16 protein-coding genes are annotated in these 18,992 nt (G+C 68.5%); 4 read left to right on the plus strand and 12 right to left on the minus strand.

Annotated features, from left to right (window positions below; translation table 11 throughout):
• Positions 1-4: 4 nt before the first annotated feature.
• Both H7F51_RS15195 and H7F51_RS15200 read right to left on the minus strand, forming a co-directional pair.
• Positions 5-811: an urea amidolyase associated protein UAAP1 gene (locus tag H7F51_RS15195; protein ID WP_185665156.1), complete on the minus strand. Its 807-nt coding sequence runs from the start codon at positions 809-811 to the stop codon at positions 5-7.
• Positions 811-1,266 carry a CopG family ribbon-helix-helix protein gene (locus H7F51_RS15200; RefSeq protein ID WP_185665157.1) on the minus strand — a complete coding sequence of 152 codons (456 nt, stop codon included), beginning with the start codon at positions 1,264-1,266 and terminating at the stop codon, positions 811-813. Before H7F51_RS15200 ends, H7F51_RS15195 begins: the two co-directional genes overlap by 1 nt.
• 245 nt (positions 1,267-1,511) lie before the next feature.
• Between H7F51_RS15200 and H7F51_RS15205 the strand changes: the two genes are divergently transcribed.
• From H7F51_RS15205 to H7F51_RS15215, 3 genes are all read left to right on the plus strand, one after another.
• Complete coding sequence (locus tag H7F51_RS15205; protein ID WP_185665158.1) at positions 1,512-2,297, plus strand: TorF family putative porin; 786 nt, start codon at positions 1,512-1,514, stop codon at positions 2,295-2,297.
• 113 nt (positions 2,298-2,410) lie between these two features.
• A complete protein-coding gene (locus H7F51_RS15210; RefSeq protein WP_185665159.1) occupies positions 2,411-3,226 on the plus strand; it encodes an ABC transporter permease in 816 nt (271 codons plus the stop codon).
• 1 nt (position 3,227) lies between these two features.
• A complete protein-coding gene (locus tag H7F51_RS15215) occupies positions 3,228-4,022 on the plus strand; it encodes an ABC transporter ATP-binding protein (RefSeq protein ID WP_185665160.1) in 795 nt (264 codons plus the stop codon).
• Positions 4,023-4,399: 377 nt separating this feature from the next.
• Here the strand turns inward: H7F51_RS15215 and H7F51_RS15220 are convergent, their stop codons facing one another.
• From H7F51_RS15220 to H7F51_RS15235, 4 genes are all read right to left on the minus strand, one after another.
• Positions 4,400-5,497 carry a putative urea ABC transporter substrate-binding protein gene (locus tag H7F51_RS15220; protein WP_185665161.1) on the minus strand — a complete coding sequence of 366 codons (1,098 nt, stop codon included), beginning with the start codon at positions 5,495-5,497 and terminating at the stop codon, positions 4,400-4,402.
• A 24-nt stretch (positions 5,498-5,521) separates the two neighbouring features.
• On the minus strand, positions 5,522-7,390 hold the full coding sequence (locus H7F51_RS15225; RefSeq protein ID WP_246448583.1) for an isopenicillin N synthase family dioxygenase: 1,869 nt from the start codon (positions 7,388-7,390) through the stop codon (positions 5,522-5,524).
• Between the two features lie 286 nt (positions 7,391-7,676).
• A complete protein-coding gene (locus H7F51_RS15230; protein WP_185665162.1) occupies positions 7,677-8,612 on the minus strand; it encodes a LysR family transcriptional regulator in 936 nt (311 codons plus the stop codon).
• A 357-nt stretch (positions 8,613-8,969) separates the two neighbouring features.
• A complete protein-coding gene (locus H7F51_RS15235) occupies positions 8,970-9,530 on the minus strand; it encodes a YqgE/AlgH family protein (RefSeq protein ID WP_185665182.1) in 561 nt (186 codons plus the stop codon).
• Positions 9,531-9,680: 150 nt separating this feature from the next.
• Between H7F51_RS15235 and H7F51_RS15240 the strand changes: the two genes are divergently transcribed.
• Complete coding sequence (locus H7F51_RS15240) at positions 9,681-11,354, plus strand: alpha-D-glucose phosphate-specific phosphoglucomutase (protein WP_246448590.1); 1,674 nt, start codon at positions 9,681-9,683, stop codon at positions 11,352-11,354.
• A 102-nt stretch (positions 11,355-11,456) separates the two neighbouring features.
• Here the strand turns inward: H7F51_RS15240 and H7F51_RS15245 are convergent, their stop codons facing one another.
• From H7F51_RS15245 to H7F51_RS15270, 6 genes are all read right to left on the minus strand, one after another.
• Positions 11,457-11,807, minus strand: coding sequence for an energy transducer TonB family protein (locus tag H7F51_RS15245; RefSeq protein WP_185665164.1), 351 nt, complete (start codon positions 11,805-11,807; stop codon positions 11,457-11,459).
• A 113-nt stretch (positions 11,808-11,920) separates the two neighbouring features.
• On the minus strand, positions 11,921-13,780 hold the full coding sequence (locus H7F51_RS15250) for a methyl-accepting chemotaxis protein (RefSeq protein ID WP_185665165.1): 1,860 nt from the start codon (positions 13,778-13,780) through the stop codon (positions 11,921-11,923).
• A gap of 1,004 nt (positions 13,781-14,784) precedes the next feature.
• Complete coding sequence (locus H7F51_RS15255) at positions 14,785-16,122, minus strand: HlyD family type I secretion periplasmic adaptor subunit (protein WP_185665166.1); 1,338 nt, start codon at positions 16,120-16,122, stop codon at positions 14,785-14,787.
• Position 16,123: 1 nt separating this feature from the next.
• Positions 16,124-17,869, minus strand: coding sequence for a type I secretion system permease/ATPase (locus H7F51_RS15260; protein ID WP_185665167.1), 1,746 nt, complete (start codon positions 17,867-17,869; stop codon positions 16,124-16,126).
• A 196-nt stretch (positions 17,870-18,065) separates the two neighbouring features.
• A complete protein-coding gene (locus H7F51_RS15265; protein WP_185665168.1) occupies positions 18,066-18,383 on the minus strand; it encodes a DUF2218 domain-containing protein in 318 nt (105 codons plus the stop codon).
• A gap of 17 nt (positions 18,384-18,400) precedes the next feature.
• The coding region (locus tag H7F51_RS15270; RefSeq protein WP_185665169.1) for a PadR family transcriptional regulator at positions 18,401-18,992 on the minus strand (592 nt) is incomplete at its 5' end.

An 18,992-nucleotide genomic window follows, 5' to 3' on the forward strand; every position in this document is an offset into this window, starting at 1 on the left:
GCCCTTACCTCGCGTAGTAATCTTCGGTGTTGAGAAAGGCCCGCGTCGTCTCGGGCGTCGAAAGCCGCAACGCGTCGTCCGGCGCCGTCACCGCATCCTTCCACGCCGTCGCGCGCAGCGCCGTCACCGCCCATTCCGGGCGCGGGTCGAGCACGTGGGGGCAATTGGCCAGCACCGCGATCAATTCCATTTCCGCGCGCAGCACCACCTCGCGTCCGGGCGCGAAGGGGCCGATCTCGGGCAGGGTCGCCCCGTCCGCCGCGATCTTCACCCCCTTGAACAGGTTGATGCAGGGATGGACGTCCTTGCGGCCCAGTCCGAACTTGGCCGCGCCGAGCATGAAGCGGTCGCGCGCATTGGGATGGGGGCCGTAGTTCTTGCCCTCGCCATACTTCCGCGCATTGGCGGCCTCGTTCGAAGCCCCGCAGAAGGTGTCATGCGTCCCGGCCGTGTCGCTCAGGATCGACATCATCGCCCGCCCCATGTCCGAAAGCAGGATCTTCCCCGCGCCGAGATAGCCGTTCCACTGCACCTTGACCGTATCGGCCACGTTGAGCCGCTCGGTCGGCATTTCGGCATTGAACAGCAGCAGCGAGGCGCAGGCATCGCCGTGGAGGTCGACCAGCCGCAACCGCGTGCCGCGCGCGATCCGGCGCGCGGCGTAGCCGCCCGGCGCGATGGTTTCTTCCCACACCACCGGGCCGGGCGCGTCGCTCGCGGTGGCGGGCAGGGTGGGCATGGCCTCGACCCGCGTCCAGGCCATGGCGCGGGCATGGGCCTGCGCGCCATAGGGGTCTGCAGTCTCGCTCATCAGCGCGGCTCCTTGGACGAGAGGGGCGGCAGCAGGGCCGTGGTGGTGATCAATCGGCACTGCTGCGTGCCGCGAACTTTCCGCAGTGCATCACAAAGAGAATGCAATCGCTGCGCGGAGCCCTGGACCAGCAGGACCTCTAGCGACTGGTCATCCTCGAGGAAGACGTGCTGGCTCGAGATGATCTCGGCGATGAAGCCGAGCTGGACCTGGGCAAGGGCTTGGCGGACCCGCCCGGACTCGGCCCGGTAGATCAGGGTGATCGTGCCGGCGAGGACGGTTTCCGGGCTTTCCCGGGCCGAATGCTCGGCCAGCTCGCCGCGGATAAGCTCCGCGATCATCTGCGATCGGTTGGCCACGTCGCGTTCCGAAACCATCGTGTCGAGCTGCTCGAACAGCTCTGCCGGAAGGCTGATCGAGAGCCGGGCAAGGGTGGGGGGAGCGGTCGTTGCCATGATGCGATTCTGGTACAAGATATTACGATAATGGTAAAGTGTAATAAATATGCGGCAGTGCAACATCTCTTTCGATGCGCCGCATCAAAATTGGGCAGATCGTCCAGAACTGCCCAAAATTTAGGCATTGCTACGCCATATTGCGCATTTGTTACCGCAGATTTCTGCGAAACCCCTGATTGGCACGATGCTTGCTCCTCTGGCTGGGCCAATGAGGGCAAAAAGCAATTCCTGAGGGGGAATTCATGCGTAAGATCATCAAGACCGCTCTGGCTTCCACTGCATTCGCCGCCGCCTTCGCGGCCGCTCCGGCCTTCGCGGACGAAACCCCGGCGGTCACCGTCACCGGTTCGGCTGCCGTCGTGACCGAATACAGCCTGCGCGGCATCTCGCAGTCCAACCTCGACCCGGCGGTCCAGGCCGGCCTGACCCTGTCGACGGCTCCCGGCTTCTATGTCGGCACCTGGGCCTCGAGCCTGGCCGGCAACGGTACCTGGGGCGGCTCCAACATGGAGCTCGACCTGATCGCCGGCTACACCAAGGCCGTCGGCGCTGCCACGCTCGACGGCGGCGTGGTCTACTACGTCTATCCCGGCACCACGCACCATGACTATGTCGAGGTCTACGGCTCGGTCTCGGGCAAGGTCGGCCCGGTCAATGCAAAGCTCGGCACCTACTGGGCCCCGCCGCAGAAGAACCTGACCGGCTTCGGTCCGTCGAAGGGCAACAACATCTGGGTCTACACCGACCTTGGCCTGCCGATCCCGAACACCCCGCTCACCCTCAAGGGCCACGTCGGCTACTCGAGCGGCGATTCGATCTACACCCTTGGCCAGGACGTGATCGACTACGGTATCGGCGCGGACATCACCTTCAGCAAGCTGACGCTGAACGTGTCCTATGTCGGCACCGACATGAACAAGACCTTCGCCGACGCGTATTATTCGAACCTCGGTCCGGCGTTCGGCTACGAGCCCGGTCACAAGCTGACCCGCGGCCGCGTGGTCGCCTCGCTGACCGCCGCGTTCTGATCGCTTCGGTCTGATCGGTTCCGGCAGGCCCCGCCGCGCAGCAGCGCTGGCGGGGCCTGCCTCCGAACCCAAGGATAAGAGCAACAACCCCAGCGAAAGGCCGCCCCTTCCTCATGCGGCTCGTCAACATCAAGCCGGCCCGGGGGCCGCGCTTCCTGATCGGCGCCGTGCCGATCATCATTCTCCTCGTGCTTTACGCGGTGCTTTCCGCCGCCCGCGCCGAGGCCAATGCCCACGACAAGGTCCTGCCGACCTTCCTCGCCATGGGTCAGGCCGCGCTGCGCCTGTTCACCGAAGTCGATCCGCGCACGGGTGACATCACCGCGCTGGCCGATACGTCCGCCAGCCTCTGGCGCCTCGCCATGGGCGTCGGCATCGCCACGCTCTCCACCCTCCTGATCGGCATAGCCCTCGGCGTCGTCCCGCTGGTCCGCGCCGCGCTCGGCCCGCTGGTCACGGTGATCGCGGTGATCCCGCCGATCGCGGTCCTGCCGATCCTGTTCATTGCGCTGGGCCTTGGCGAAGCCTCGAAGATCGCGCTGATCGCGGTCGGCATCGCGCCCTACATGATCCGCGATCTGGCCAGCCATGTCGCGGGTCTCCCGGCCGAACAGTTCGTCAAGGCGCAGACGCTCGGCGCCAGCACGTGGCAGCTCACCCTGCGCGTCGCTCTGCCGCAAGCCCTGCCGCGCCTGATCGACAGCCTGCGCTTCTCGATGGGCCCGGCCTGGGTCTTCCTGATTTCGGCCGAGGCGATCGCGTCGGACGTCGGCCTCGGCTACCGCATCTTCCTCGTCCGCCGCTATCTCTCGATGGACATCATCCTGCCCTATGTCGCATGGATCTCGTGCCTAGCGATCCTGACGGACTGGGCCCTGCTCACGATCAGCCGCAAGGCCTTCCCCTGGGCGCACGGAAAGGGCCATTGAGATGACCCCGATCCTCTCGTTCAAGGAAGTCTGGGTCGAATATGGCGACAAGGTCGTGCTCGAACGGGTCAGCCTCGATATTGCCGAGGGTGAATTCGTCTCGGTGATCGGCCCCTCGGGCGCGGGCAAGTCCACCTTCCTGCGCCTCGTCCTCGGCCAGGAAGGACCGAGCCGGGGCGAGGTCCTGCTCGACGGCACCCCGCTCACGCCCGAATGCTCGCCCGATCGCGGCGTGGTGTTCCAGCGCTATTCGGTATTCCCCCACCTCACGGCCATCAAGAACGTGATGTTCGGCATGGAATGCGCCGGCTCGCCGCTGTTCGCCAAACTGTTCGGCGCCGCGCGCAAGTCCGCGCGCGATGAGGCCGCCGCCATGCTCGAGGCGGTCGGCCTCGGCCACGCGATGGACGTCTATCCCGCGCAGATGTCGGGCGGCATGCAGCAGCGCCTCGCCATCGCCCAGGCCCTCGTCAAGCGCCCGCGCGTCCTCCTCCTCGACGAACCCTTCGGCGCGCTCGATCCCGGCATCCGGCTCGACATGCACGAACTGGTCACCGCCCTGTGGAAGAACCACGGCCTGACCATCGTCATGGTCACCCACGACATCCACGAGGCCTTCAAGCTCGGCACCCGCGTCCTCGCCTTCGACAAACGCCGCCACGACCCCCACGCCCCCAACCGCTACGGCGCCACGGCGGTCTACGACGTGAAGCTCGACCGCAAGACAAAGGAAGCGGGCCCGCCGCCGGAGCTGGTCGGGGCAGGCATAACCCCGTTCCCGTCATCCCGGGCTTGACCCGGGATCCCGCATTCTCTCACCACCGTCGTCGAAGGCAGCGGGGCCCCGGATCAAGTCCGCGGCGACGGCTATCGATGGCCCCATGAATGCGAGCATGTGGCCGGTATGTGCGGGAGCGGCGGGCCTTCTCGCCCCGACCACCAAACCCCGCTCAGCCTGAGCCTGTCGAAGGCCACGCGCCAAGGTCACCCCGATCCTTGTCATGCTGATCAAGTCGAACATGACGATCTGTCGATGAGCGCAACGTCAGCGCATCCCGAATGGCGGTTTTCAATGCAACAGTCTCGATAAAGAATACTGTCCTCCGCCGAACGCGGGCTCAAAAAAGGCCCCGGGGATTACCCCGGGGCCTTGGCTTTTTGCAGTCCTGACGCTCAAAGCGTCCCGTCAGCCGCCATCTTCATATAGGTCGGATCGAACCGCAGCTTCACGTTGGTCTTGTCGCCCAGCACCTTGCCGCCCGGCAGTTCGATCCCGATTGCATCGACCGAAGTCGCGTTCGGCCCGAACAGGCCCTTGGAGAACGAGAACTGCCGCACCAGGTCCTCGTGCTTGGCAATGTCGGCGCCGGTCACATAGGCCACGGCGTCGGCGGGCTTGTAGTAGAGGAAGGTGGTCTTCAGCTGCGCCTTGTAAGTTGCAACGTCCGTGCCCGAAAGCTTGGCCATCTCGGCGATCGCCGCCTCGCTCTCCGGCCCGCCCTTCTGCATCAGGGCCAGCGTCTCGAACCAGGCGCCGACCAGCGCCTTGCCCAGCGCCGGGTTGGCTTTCAGCGTCTCGGTCGAGACCGACATCAGGTCCTGGATCTCGTTCGGGATCTTCGAGCTGTCGAACACCTCGGTCCCGCTCTTCTTCACTTCCGCCAACTGAGGATTCCAGGTCACCACGGTCTTCACGCCCGCCGTCGCAAAGGCGCTGACGATGTCGGCGTCAGACGTGTTGACCGTCTTCACGTCGGCCAGCTTCATCCCGTTCAGCTCCAGCGCCCGCGCCAGCAGATAGTGCGAGACCGACAGCTCGACGAGGTTGATCGTCTGCCCCTTGAGATCGCCCACGGCCTTGCCGGCCTTCATCACGATCCCGTCGTTGCCGTTGGAATAGTCGCCCATGATGAGCGCCGTGGTGTCCTTGCCGCCGGCGGCGGGAATGGTCAGCGCGTCCATGTTGGTCACGGCCACGCCGTCCAGCTTGCCGGCGGTGTACTGGTTCACGCTCTCGACATAGTCGTTCACCTGGATCAGGTTGACCTTGATCCCGTACTTGTCGGCCCATTTCTTGAGGATGCCGCTTTTCTCGGCATAGGGCCAGGGCATCCACCCGGCATAGATCGACCAGCCGATGTTGAACTCGGTCTTGGGCTTTTCGGCGGCGGGGGCCGGGGCGGCCTCCTCCTTCTTGCCGCAGGCGGCGACGAGCAACATGCTCGCCAGGGCTGCTGCCTGGATGGTTTTCCTGATTGCCAGAGACGTCATGCGGTTCCCCCTAGGGTAGCCTGATCAGGCCGGGTGAGTGGCGGTGTGCGGATGGGTGTCGCGGCGCGCGGCCGGCCCGAACGAGAACAGCGGCCGGGCTCCTTGCGGCAAGGCGATCTCGCCGGCCGCCACGCGCTGCTTGAGATAGTGGAAGGTCTGCGCGGTCTGGGCGAAGAGGTGCTCGCCGGTGCGGATCGGCTCGGCCTCGGGCGCGCCCAGCGGCCGCAGTTCCACGTCATAGTCTAGCGCGAAGAACAGCGGGAACGAGTAACGCTCCTCCGCCACCTTGCGCACCCGGTGCGAAGTGGCGACGAAGCGCCCGCCCGACCAGTATTCCAGCATGTCGCCGATGTTGACCACCAGCGCACCGGGCACCGGCGGGGCATCGATCCACGCGCCGGCCTGGTTCATCACCTCCAGCCCCGGCCCGCTGGCCAGCAGCAGGGTGAAGCACTCGTAATCGGTATGGGCGCCGATCCCCGGCGCGTCGGCGGCGGCGCTGTCGTGCGGATAGTGCAGCAGGCGCAGCTGGCTCGGCGGGCGAGTGACGAGGTGGTCGAAGGCATCGGCCCGCTGGCCCAGCGCCAGGGCAAAACCGCGCAGCAGCCGCTGCCCCACGGCGAAGACCGCGCCGTAGTAGGCCATCACCTCCTCGCGGAAGCCGGGCAGGTCGGGCCATTGGTTCGGCCCCAGCATCGGGGAGCCTGCGGGAACAGCCTCGGCGGCAAGGTCGAGCGCAAGGTCGAAGGCCTCCTTGCGGTCGCGCTTGCGCCCCTCGGGTCCGGCCGGGCCGAAGCTTTCCTCGCCCTCGGGCACATAGCCCCGGTGGTTGGCGGAGCGGCCGATATAGCTTTGCATCTTGGCCGCCGTGCCCTGCGCGAAGAACCGCTGGGCGCCATGACGCAGCCCGGCGATCACCGCCGGGGCGATGCCATGGCCGGTGATGTGGAGAAAGCCGACCTCGCTCGCCGCCCGGCGCAGCGCCGCCACGGTCATCGCCTCGGCCCCGGCATCGCCGCTGCCCAGCGCGGAAATGTCCACCACCGGAACCGCCGTGAACGGTCCGTTCCGGGCCCCCGCCACGGCCGCCACCGGCCGCGCCGCGCTGTGCAGCGCCGGCTCCTCGGCGGGCAGCAGGCTGCCGTGCAGCTCGACCAGCTTCAGCTCGCGCAGGAACGGCTCGCCCTTCGGGTCGAGGTCGCACACCTGCAACCGCGCCCCCGCCAGCGCCGCGCCGGCCTCCAGCAGCATGGCGCCTTCACGCCACGGCAGGGTCGAGCGTTCGATCCGCCAACCCTCGGCAGTCACCGTGCCCAGGGAAATCTCGCAGTCGACCAGCGCCCGCGCCTCGTCGGCCGCCGCCGCCGCCACCCGCTCGCGCAGCGCGCCCGAAACCCGCAGCGCGCGGCCCCGCGCATAACCGAAGCGGTTGCCGTGGCGCACCAGCACCGCCTCGCGCCCGTCGGCCAGGGTGAACAGGGCCGAACCTGTGATCGCCCCCGTCGCCGCCGGCTCGCGCTGCCAGTGTTCGATATAGTCGGCCTCGATCCCGCGCTCGACCAGCAGGTCGCCGCGCGCCTCCAGCCTGCCGCGATCGCGCCGCCCGGTCGGCTGGAAGTCGATGTCCCGGCGCCACTCGGCCTCGTCGCCAAACCGGCGCAGCTGTCCGGCAAACCCTTCCTGCATGGCCAGCAGCGCGGCATCTTCGCGGCTCAGCTCGGCAAGGCACCGTGCGCGGATGCGCCGGGTCAGGGCGGGCGGCTGGCGCAGGTCGACGAACAGCACCGGCCCCTGCAACCAGTCCACCCGGGTCAGCGTGTCGACGGGCTGCCCGGGAACCGAAAACTGCAGCCTGCGCCACAATCCCTGAACAGTCACCGCATCTGGGGTCATCGCCGGCTCGATCCCGTTTTTGTGCAGGCCAATGCTGCATTGCAAAAGGAAGCTAGCCGAGTCTGCTCATAGTACTAGAGGCGAAATGCTGATGAAGCTCATATCCATGATCTATGAGTGAAGCGACTGATCCCGAAATTCCTGCCGTCCCAGCGCCTCACAACCCCGATCTGAAACCCTCGTCATTGCGAGGGGCGCAGCCCCGCGGCAATCCAGGGCGGCCTCGCGCAACGGCTCTGGATTGCCACGCGACCTGCGGTCGCTCGCAATGACGATGGGTGTTGCTCTAAACCCGCTTCGCCCTGAGCCGCCGCCGCATCTCGTCAAGAAACAGTTGGGTCGCCGTATCGCGCGAAGGGTCGGCGCGGGAGATCAGGTAGATCTCGTAGGCCGGCTGGAGGTGCGCCGGCAGCAGCGGCCAGAGCTTGCCCGCGCGCACGGTTCCTTCGGCCGCGCCCACCGGCAGGAACCCGATGCCCACGCCCAGGCTGACCAGCCGCAGCGCCTCGTGCACGTCCTCGGCCTGCCCGGCCTGCTCGGCGCCCAGCCCATGGCGTCCGCGCAGCCGGGTCACGGCCTCGGGCTCGTCGGCCCCGGTCAGGACGAAGCCTTCGCGGCGCAGGTCCTCCAGCCGCGCGATCTTGCGGCCATAGAGTGGGTGACCGCGCGCGCAGAACAATTGCTGGGTCTCGACGAACAGCGGCTCATAGACCAGCTCCGGCCCGGCCGAGCCTTCGTAGCCGATCCCCACTTCCACCTCGCCGCCGCCCAGCGCCTCCAGCACCCCGCGCCATGCCGAAACGCGCAGCTCCATCGCGATGCCGGGGTGGCGGGCGTGAAACGAGGCGATGGCGGCATCGAACTCGGGGCAGACGATCGAGCTGATCAGCTGGATGCGCACCATGCCGCCAACCCGCTTGGTCGCCTGCGCCACCTGGTGCTGGGCCATGCGCACGTGCTCGAACATCTCCTCGCACAGCGCGTGCAATGCGCGGCCCGCCGGGGTGATCCGCACCCCGCTGGTCGAACGGTCGAACAGCCGCGCGCCGAGCTGGTCCTCCAGTCGCTTGAGCGCGGCGCTGACCGAAGGCTGCTGCTTGTTGAGCGTGCGGGCGGCTGCACCGATCCCGCCCGAACGGACGATCTCGAGGAAGACCTTGAGCAGGTTCCAGTCGACATTGCGGGCAAAGTCGCGGTCGATCCGGGCCGTCTGTTCACTCATGGGGGCCATGTTAGGTGCGCCCTCGGCATCCGCCAAGGGCTTGCGGCACCGGCCCGCCGCCCCTTTCGCTTTCCTACATGCGCCGATCCTGCGACACTCGCCACGTTCTTTGACAAGTGAAGCCGCCGCGCCGTGTAGGACAAGTGTCACCCATGCACTCTGGCGCAAGGCATTGAAATAGAAGCAGCCCGCGCCGAAGCAGGGTTACACTCGTGTCACCCGGCGGGCATTCTCGCACCGCGTTTCGGCGCCGGGCCGCTCCCCCGGGCCAACCGCCTCGGGCATGATCTGGGTGGCCTCGCCGGGGGAGCGGGCCGGTGCAGCAAGCCCCCTGCGGATGCAGGGGGCGCACCAAACCTAAGCGTGTCCCGTCTGGCTCGCCAGCAGGGCCGGGTCGATCCCTTCGGCCTGCCAGGTCCGGGCCCAGCGCTTCTCCACCGGGGTGTTGAACAGGATTTCCGGGTGCGCCGTGGCGGCGTGCCAGCCGTGGTGGTGCATTTCCTCCTCCAGTTGGCCCTGGCCCCATCCGGCATAGCCGAGGGCAAAGAGCCAGCGCGAGGGGCCGCGGCCCTCGGCGATCGCGCGCAGGACGTCCTGCGCGAAGGAGAGCGAGCACAGCGGGTTTACCTCGATCGTGCCGATCCCGCCCCAGTCCGGGGTGTGGAGCACGAAGCCGCGTTGCGGCTCGACCGGGCCGCCGACGTGGACCGGGGCATCGTCGATGTCGCCAGGGTCGATCCCGGCATCTTCCAGCACGGCGCGGAAGCTGATCCCGTCGTGCAGGCGCCCCACGGCAATGCCCAGCGCGCCGTCCTCGTCATGGATGCACATGGCGATCGCGGCACGGGCGAAGCGCGGATCGAACATCCCCGGCAGAGCCAGCAGGATTCGTCCGGCAAGGTAGCGGGGGTCGGTCATGGCCATGCAAACTACGCTATTGCAGCCGCGAATAAAACGCTGTTGCAGCCGTCTTGTGCCCGCAATCGGCCCGGATGTGGACATTCGTCGTCCCGTCTCCGCGCATTCGTTTTCGCGTTGCACAAAATGCACGGAACGCGCAGCCTTGCCTTGCAAACCAAGCAGGGGAGCCTCGCCAAGGTGATCACGACCGCGCCGATTCTGACCGTGCCGACCACGCCCTTCACCGACCAGAAGCCCGGCACTTCGGGCCTGCGCAAGAAGGTGCGGGTGTTCCAGCAGGCCGGCTATGCGGAAAGCTTCATCCAGTCGGTCTTCGACGCGGTGCCCGGGCATGAAGGCGCTACCCTGGTGATCGGCGGAGACGGGCGCTACCTCAACCGCGAGGTGATCCAGGTCGCCATCCGCATGGCCGCGGCCAACGGCTTCGCCAAGGTGCTGGTCGGGCAGGGCGGGATCCTCTCCACCCCGGCGGCCAGCCACGCGATCCGCAAATACGGCGCGATCGGCGGGCTGGTCCTTTCGGCCAGCCACAACCCGGGCGGGCCGAACGAGGATTTCGGGATCAAGTACAACGTCTCGAACGGCGGCCCCGCGCCCGAACCCGTGACCGAGGCGATTCACGCCCGAACGCTGGAGATCGCCCAGTACCGCACCATCGATGCGCCGGACATCGACCTCGACCGGCTCGGCAGCACGCAGGTCGGGGCCATGGCGGTCGAGGTGATCGACCCCGTGGCCGACTACGCCGAGCTGATGGAGAGCCTGTTCGATTTCCCCGCGATCCGCGCCCTGCTCGCCTCGGGCTTCACCCTGAGCTTCGATGCGATGAGCGCCGTGACCGGGCCTTACGCCCACGAGATTTTCGAGACCCGCCTCGGCGCGCCCGTCGGCACGGTGGTCAATGGCACCCCGCTCCCCGATTTCGGCCACCACCACCCGGACCCCAACCTCGTCCACGCCAGGGACCTCTACGAGCGTATGATGGGGCCCGGTGCCCCCGATTTCGGCGCCGCCTCGGACGGAGACGGAGACCGCAACCTGATCATCGGTCGGGGCCAATATGTCACCCCGTCGGATTCGCTCGCGGTCCTTGCCGCCAACGCCCACCTCGCCCCGGCCTATGCCGGCGGCCTGAAGGGCATCGCTCGCTCGATGCCCACCAGCGGCGCGGCCGACCGGGTGGCCGCCGCGCTCGGCATCCCGCTGTACGAGACGCCGACCGGCTGGAAATTCTTCGGTAACCTGCTCGATGCCGGAATGGCCACGATCTGCGGCGAGGAAAGCGCTGGCACCGGCTCCGACCACGTGCGCGAGAAGGACGGCATCTGGGCGGTCCTGCTCTGGCTCAACGTGCTGGCCGCGCGCCGCCTGTCCGTGGCCGCGGTCATGGCCGATCATTGGGCACAATACGGCCGCAACTACTACGCCCGCCACGACTACGAGGGCATCGCCACCCCCGCTGGCGATGCCCTGATGGCCCACCTGCGCGAAAGCCTGTCCGCCTTGCCCGGCACCCAAACGGCGGCCGGCACGGTCGAGGCGGCGGACGACTTTGCCTATACCGACCCGACCGATGGCTCGGTCAGCGCGCGGCAGGGCATCCGGGTGCTGTTCGCGGGCGGCTCGCGCGTGGTGTTCCGCCTGTCCGGCACCGGCACCGAGGGGGCGACGCTCCGGGTCTATATCGAGGCCTGTGAGCCCGCCGGCGGAAACCTGACCCAGCCGGCCGCAGAGGCGTTGGCGCCGCTGGTGGCCGCAGCCGAGCAACTCGCCCGGATCGCGCATTTCACCGGGATGGACGCGCCCACCGTGATCACCTGAAACGTGATCACCTGAATCAAGAAAGGGCCGGCGCGAGGGCCGACCCTTTCACGGGGACTGCAGGTCAGGAGACCCGGCATTACCGGGCCCGAGGACCCGAGTTCAGTTGAGGCGCCAGGTGATCGGCAGGGTCACGCTGGTCGCGCCGCCCGGAGGGGCAGGCAGGGCGCCAACCTTGGTCGGCAGCGACAGGGCTTCCTTGTCGAGCGTGGCCGAGCCCGAGGCGGCGACCAGTTCGGCCCGCTCGATCGCACCGCCGGCATTGACGTAGATCTTGACCTTGGCCGTGCCCTCCTCGCCGCGCATCTGGGCCGTGCGCGGATAGGTCTGCTTGCTGGCCACGATCCTTGCGACCTGCTGGGTCCAGCCGGCGGCCTGGGCCAGAGCCGGCGAAGTTCCCAGCAAGGAAGCCGCGATGGAAAGGAGAACGATACTGGTCTTGGTCTTGAACATCCGAATTGCCCCTCTTTTCTATATGGTGTGATTACTGATATTTTCGGCTGACTAAATTGTGGTTCAGGATCACGGTTCGTGAACGGTGATCGCATGATCCGCGTTTATACGGATCAGAACTCGCTCCAGTCCGTATCTTCGTATTGAACCGCGGCATTGCCGTGGAACGCGGGCGCGGCGGCGGCGCGCGCCGGAGCTGCCGGCAACCTTGTTGCCGCGCTGACGGGACTGCGCGCGGGGATCTTCATCGCCGCCTTGGCCTCGAGCCGGAACCGGCCGAGCCGCTCGACCAGCTGGATGGTCTGTTCCGACAGGTTGCGGGTTCCGGCCGTGCTCTCCTCGACCATGGCCGCGTTCTGCTGGGTGAACTCGTCCATCGCCGAGACCATGCCGCTGATTTCGCCAATCCCGCTGGCCTGCTTGCCCGCGGCCTCGGCGATCTCGTCGACCAGTCCGGCCACGGCGGCGACCTCGTTGGCGATCTGGCGCAGGGCCTCGCCGCTCGATTCGACCAGGCTGACCCCGCTTGCCACCTGCGAGGTGGAGGTGCCGATCAGTTCGCGGATGTCGCGCGCCGCATCGGCCGAACGCTGGGCCAGCGCGCGGACCTCGTTGGCGACGACGGCGAAGCCCTTGCCCGCCTCGCCGGCGCGCGCCGCCTCGACCCCGGCGTTGAGCGCCAGCAGGTTGGTCTGGAAGGCGATCCCGTCGATCAGGTTAACGATCTCGGCCATCTGGCGAGAGGAGCCCTCGATATTGCGCATGGCGACGGCCGCCTGGCGCGAGACTTCCTCGATCCGGTTGGCCGTCTCCCGCGCCACGGTGAGGCGGCCCGAGGTCTGGCGGGCATTGTCGGCGGTGATCTTCACCACGCCGCTGAATTCGCCGAGCGTGCGGCTGGTCTCGGCCAGCGAGGCGGCCTGGTGCTCGGTCCGGCGCGACAGGTCGGTCGAGGCGGCGGCGATCTCGTCGGTGCCGACGCGGATCGATTCGCAGCCGCCCACGATCGTGCCGAGTACGTCGGCAAGGCTGGCCACGGCGAGGTTGAAATCGGCATGGAGCTTGCCCAGCGCGCCGCTGCCGTCGGGTACGCGGTGCAGCAGGTTGCCCTCGGCCAGGGCCGAAAGGCCACCGCCGATCGCGTCGATCGTGACCTGGACGTCGCGCGCCCGTTCCTGCTCGGCCAGGGCGCGGCGGTGGTCGGACGCGAACAGGGCCTTGAACCCGTCGATCGCGCGGGCGAGGTTGCCCACTTCGTCGGTGCGCTCCATGCCCGGGATCGCCACCTCGAGGTCGCCGCCCACCAGCCGGCTGACCGCATCGCTCATCTGGCGCATCGGACGGGCGACGGTCTTGATCAGCAGGAACAGCAGGGCCACGGCCAGGATCAGGGCGGCGCAGACCGCGGCGATGGTCACCGTCCGGGCCGAGGCGAAGATGCGATCACCCTGCGCGGCGACCGCGCCGGCGCCCTTTTCGTTGAGATCGATCAGGGTCAGGACATTGTCCTCGACCGCATAGAACGCGTCGAGCGATTCGCCCTCGAACGTGGCCATGGCCGCGCCCCGGTCCGGCTCGGCGAGGATGGTCTGCGAATGGCCGGCATAGGCCTCCCAGCTCTGGCGGAAGGCATCGAACGCCTTCTTCTGGGCCGGATCGGACAGCGTCTTGGCATAGTCGGTGATCGAATCCTCGATCACCTTGTGGGCATTGCGCACCAGCTTGGCCGAGCGCTCCTGCACCGCGGGGGTCGCGGCCCGCAGGTAATCTTCTTCCTTCATGCGGTACTGGGAAAGGTAGGTGTGTATGTCTCCCAGCGACTGCGACGCCGGAAGCCAGCGCGTGCGCAGTTCGGCTGACAGGCCGTTGACCTGGCCGATCTTGACCAGGGCAAAGCCGCCCAGTCCGGCCATGGCTACCAGCAACAGGCCAAAGGCCAGGAACAACCGCGTGGAAATAGTGCCCCGAAACATGAACGCTCCCCTGCTCGGAAATCTTGCTGGGGAGGAGGGCTAGAGGGACGCCGGTCACGATTGGGTGAGGGCGCGGCTGCGGTGAGTCACGGAAAAAGGGTTGCCGCGCCGTTCAGGTTTGGCAGCGGGGCCCGGCGTAGGCGCGGACAAGGCCCGAGAACGCATTCGGGCGCTGCTTTCGCCGCGCCGCCGTTTTCGCCCGAGAGGGTGACACGAGTGTAACCCTGTTCGGCCGCTTGTCCGGCGGATTATCGCGGGGCATCAGGTGTTTGCCGGATCGGTGCATGGGTGACACTTCTCCAACCGGGCGCGATTTTCCAACAGTTCAAAGAGCGCGGATGAAGGCGCGCGGCGGGAGAATGACAGGCGCGGTCGATGTAGGAAAGCAGCGCCATTCTCGGTGTGGCACAAATGCTGCGATCGGGGTCGAGGGCGGTTGTCCTCGCTATTCCTGCTGATAGCGGTCATTCCGGACACGCCAACATTGCGGACATTGCAGCCTCGCCATACTGTGGCGGAATGAACGGTGAGGGGTACAAGCCTAGCACCACGCGCGGCGGGCTATGTGGCTGCTTGATTGCAGCTTTCATTGGCGTGCCCCTTATGAGCTTTGCCATTCTCGTGAGTTCCCTAGGCGACTGTGCGCCGGACATTCCATGCAAACACGGTATCATTTGGTCGTTGATGCTGCCGTCCATCGCCATCGCTGGCGCAGTTGGTTTTGCAACGCGATTGGCGGTCAATCGATTCTTTGATCGCCATCGGGGTGACAGCTAGCCCGACTTTCCTGACATTTGCGCGCTGCCGTTGCGTCCTCGATAGCCGTCGCCCCGGACTTGATCCGGGGCCCCGCTGCCTTCAGCGACGGTGGTGAGAAAAAAGCGGGATCCCGGATCAAGTCCGGGATGACGAGAATGGCAGCAAGCCGACACTCCCGCCATGCGCCCCCATGGTCCGCCCCCTGACGGCAGACAGTCCTTCGCGCCGGAAGGCAATCGAGCCGACTAGCGGAAGGCTCGCGCGAACTGGTCGGCCAGCGGCTTGAACAGATAGGACAGCAGGCTGCGCGAGCCGGTGCGGATGAAGCTTTCGGCGGGCATCCCGGCGCGGAGCCTAAGCGGGCCGAGGGGGGCGAGGTCTTGCGGGGCGAGGCTGATTTCGGCGGTGTAGTACACCGCGCCGCGCTGGGGATCGACCGTCCGGTCGGCCGCAATCCGGGTGAGGCGGCCCTTGATCTCGGGCGTGGTGCCGGCGCGGAAGGCGGAAAAGCGGACCGTGACGTCCTGCCCGGCCGTAACCTCGTCGATATCGGCGGGGCTGATCCGGGCGGCGATGACGAGGGGGTCGCGGTCCGGCACGATTTCCAAGATTGTCTCGCCCGCCGGGACGACGCCGCCGAGCGTGGTGAAGGCCAGCTTGTCCACCACGCCGCCATAGGGCGCGCGGATCAGGTTGCGCTCATTGGCATCCTGCGCCGTGATGTTGGCCTGCCGCTGGTCGAGCAATTTCTGTTCGACCAGCGCGAGATCGGTGCCGGCCTGGCGGCGGGCATCCTGATCCAGCACGAACATCTGCTCGCGCAGTTCGGCCGCGCGCGAGACCTGGCTCGCGGCCTGGGCCTCGGCCGCGGCGGCGTTGCCGTTCAGGCCTACTGCGGCGCGGGCCAGCTCGTTGCGGCGCTGGAGCGTGGTGAAGCGCTTTTCCCAGAGCTTGTCGTTGGCGGCGCGTTCCTCGGCGATCAGGGCGGCCTGCTGGCGATAGACCCCGCCCTGGACCCGATAGGAGCCGGCCGCCTTGCCGGCTTGCTCGATCTGGGCGGCGAGCGCGGCCCGCTGACCGGCAAGGGCGGCGCGGCCGAGCGTGAAGAGGCGGCGCTCGCCCGCCATGATTGCGGCCACCTGCGGCTGGGCGGCGCGGGCGGCGAGTTCGGCCGGAAAGGTGATCGTGCCGAGGCCGTCCCGCTCCGCGCGCAGGCGGGCTTGCCGGGCGAGCAGCTGGTCGATCGATTCCGCGGTCATCGCCGCGCCGGCCGCCGAGACATTGCTGTCGAGCCGCATCAGCACTTGCCCGGCGCTGACCCGTGTGCCGTTGCTCACCGGGATCGCCGCGATCACCCCGCCGCGCGGGTGCGCGATCTTCTTGACCTGACCCGCGACCGCCACCTCGCCCGGGGCGATGACCGCGCCGGACACCGGGATCACGGCGAGCGGGGCGATCAGGCCGGCGAAGGTGAGGCCGAGCATCCAGCGGGCGCGGCGCAGGCTGCGGGCAAAGGCGGCGGCCGGATCGGCGGGCGCGGCGGTTGCCGGGCTGGAGGCGGCGCCAAGGGCGATGCCGGTCATGTCAGGCTCCCTTCAGCCCGGCGACGCGGGGCATGGGCGGTACGGCGGTGACCGGAGGGCTTTGCGCGGCGCGGGGCATGATCTCGTCCTTCGGGCCGAGCGCGCGGACCGTGCCGGCATCAAGCCACAGGAGCTTGTCGATCCCGGCCAGCGCGCCCGGGCGATGGGCGACGATGATCACGATCGCGCCACGCGCCCGCGCCCCGGCCACGGCGCGGTTCAGGGCAAGGTCGCCCTGCGCGTCGAGGTTGGAATTGGGCTCGTCCAGCACGAGCAGGAAGGGATCGCGAAACAGCGCGCGGGCGAGCGCAATGCGCTGGCGCTGCCCGGCGGAAAGGTTGCGCCCGGCCGGACCGATCACGGTGTCGTAGCCGGCGGGCATGCGCACGACGAGATCGTGGACCCCGGCGGCGCGCGCGGCGGCAATCACCTCGTGGCCCTGAGCATCCTCGGCGAAGCGGGCAATGTTCTGGGCGATCGTGCCCTCCAGCAGCTCGATGTCCTGCGGCAGGTAGCCGATGAAGGCGCCGGCCGCGTCCACCTCCCACTGGTCGAGCGCAGCCCCGTCGAGGCGCACCGCGCCGCCGGCCGGCGGGACGAGCCCGACCAGCGCGCGGGCGAGCGAGCTTTTGCCCGACCCGCTGGTGCCGACCACGCCCAGAGCCTCCCCGGCGGCGAGGCGAAAGCTCACCTCGCGCAGCAGCACGGGCTGTCCGCCCGGCGCGGTGGCCGCCAGCCTTTCCACCGCCAGTTCCCGCTCTGGCCGGGGCAGGGGTGTGCGCGCTGCGGGGGGCGGGCTTTCGGCGAGGCGCTGGGCCAGCCGGCTCCACGCCTGCCGCGCGGCGATGAGGCCGCGCCAGTTGGCGATGGCATGGTCGATCGGGGCCAGCGCGCGCGACGACAGGATCGAGCTGGCGACGATGACCCCGCCGGTCGCCTCGCCGCCGATCACCAGCGCCGCGCCGGCGGCGAGGATCAGCGATTGCAGCAGCAGGCGGAAGGTGCGCGAGAAGGTCCGTAGGGCGGCCAGCCGCTCGGCGGCGGCGCGCTCGCTCACCCCCTCCATCGCGGCGAGACCCTCCCAGCGGCGGAGCGTGCTGCCGGTCATGCCGAGGGCGCGGATCACTTCGGCATTGCGGCGGCCGGCTTCGACGAAGGCGATCCGCGCGGCCGCATGGCGGCCTGCGGCCCCGACCTGCCGGGCGGTCAACCGGTCACCCGCCAGGGTGAGGGCGACGAGGATCGCGGCCCCGACGAGGCAGACCAGCCCGAGCACCCAGTGGAACGCGAAAAGCACGCCGAGGAACAGCACCATCCACGGCAGATCAAGCAGGGCCATCGGCCCGGGCCCGGCGAGGAACTGGCGCAGGGCATCGAGATCGCGCAGCGGCTGGCTGGCATCCCCCGCGCCGGCCAGCTGCGCATCGAGCGTCAGGGACAGGGCCCGCGCCGACAGGCGGCGATCAGCCACATCGCCCGCCGTGGCGCAGAGGCGCTGGCGCAGATGCTCCAGCCCCGCCTGGAATGCGTAGGCTGCGAGGAGCAGGGCAACGAGGCCGATCAGGCTGGGGACCGAGTGGCTCGGCAGAACCTCGTCATAGACCATCAGCATGAAGATCGAGCCGGAAAGCAGGAGCGCGTTGAGCACCGCGCTCATCCCCACGACGAGGCCGATGACCTGGGGGCCGCCGGGCAGGGCCGCGGCCAGTTCGCCGGAGCGGGCGACGCCCTGCGGGGAAGGTTTCATTTTCGACGCACCCTGAGGCAGCGGGCGCGGGCCATGCGGCGCGTGCCGGATCAAACACGCGGCGAAGCTAACATGGGTGCAGGGCGGCGGCCGGGCAGTTCAAGCCGATATGGACCTATCTGGCCTGCCCCGAACAGGGCGAAGGGCCCGGAGCGCTGGCTCCGGGCCCTTCGGGGTTCCTGCCTTCGGGCGAGGACTATTGCCAGTCGAACGCCAGCGGGGCTTCGCGGAAGGCGAAGCGATCGAGGTGGCGGGCGAGCGCGCCCTTGAGCCCTTCGAGCTGGGCATCGGACGTGGCGTCGATCCGCACGGTCAGCGCTTCGGCGCCGGCGTCGAGCGTGGCGAGGGCATCACCGGGATGGTTGGCGCCGCGCCCGTCGCGCGGGAAGACCACCGTGCCATGCTCGGGGGTGAACTCCACCGCGAGGTTGTGGGCCCAGTGCTTGCACAGCTGCTGGAGATAGCGGCTGGCATGGGCGGTCGGCACGTGGGCCGTGGTGGTCAGGGTGGTCATCGTCACAGCCTTTCGCTCTAGAGCCGCTCGATCTTCTGGGCGGCCTCGTCGATCAGGGCGGCGATGGCGAAGATGGTCTCGCTGTCGGTCCCGTCGCGGCCGAGCCGGTCGCCCAGTGCGGTCTTGAGGTTGGTCATGGCCCGGCGCACCGGGGCCGCGTCGGTCCGCGCGGCGGCCGAGGCGAGGGCGCTCAGCCGGGCGAAGGCGGCATCGGCAAGGGCCTTGCCGGTGACCAGCTCGGCCTGCCCGGCCTCGCTCAGGCTGGACTGCCGGCGCTTGCCGTCGTCCGCCGGGGCGGTCTCGATCAGGCCCATTTCCTCCAGCATGGCGAGGAGCGGGTAAAGCACACCGGGGCTGGGCACATAGCCGCCGCCGCTCCGCTCCTCGAAGGCGCGCATCAGCTGGTAGCCGTGCTGCGGCCCTTCGGCGAGGAGGGAGAGCACCATCAGGCGCAGTTCCTCACGGCCGAACAGCCGTCCGCGGCGCATGCCGCCGCCGCCCGCGCCGCCGCCGGGGCCACCGCGCCGGCCGTGCCGTCCGCGTCCGCCGGCAAGATCGTCGGCCGGGTCACGGCCGAAGCCGCGTCCCGGGCCGCCCCGTCCGCCGCCG

Source organism: Novosphingobium flavum (assembly GCF_014230315.1).
Classification (GTDB): domain Bacteria; phylum Pseudomonadota; class Alphaproteobacteria; order Sphingomonadales; family Sphingomonadaceae; genus Novosphingobium; species Novosphingobium flavum.